Raw genomic sequence first — 351 nt, forward strand, 5'->3', positions numbered from 1 at the left:
CCCAAGTCCGACAAGCCCTTCCCCGCCGGGCACACCGAGCTGTACTCCACCACCCTGGGCTGGCGCATGGTCAACCCCAAGATGGACCCGCAGTGGACCGTCCCGCTCGGCGAGTCGGCCGAACTCATCGCCGAGAAGCACAAGATCAGCCGCGAGCAGCAGGACGAGTACGCGCTGCACAGCCACCAGAAGGCGGCCACAGCACAGGCCGCGGGCCTGTTCGACAGCGAGCTCGCCCCGGTGTCCATCCCGCAGCGCAAGGGCGACCCGCACGTCTTCGCCGCCGACGAATCCGTACGGCCCGACGCCTCGCTGGCCGCAATGGCCAAACTCAAGCCCTCCTTCCGCACC

At 68.9% G+C, this 351-nt stretch carries 1 protein-coding gene; it reads left to right on the forward strand.

The window, feature by feature from the left end; translation table 11 throughout:
* Nucleotides 1-351 (forward strand): thiolase family protein (locus tag IG08_RS0153455; protein WP_030622316.1); only part of this gene is annotated, 351 nt, incomplete at both ends.

Source organism: Streptomyces fulvoviolaceus, assembly GCF_000718165.1.
In the GTDB taxonomy this organism is placed as follows: domain Bacteria; phylum Actinomycetota; class Actinomycetes; order Streptomycetales; family Streptomycetaceae; genus Streptomyces; species Streptomyces fulvoviolaceus.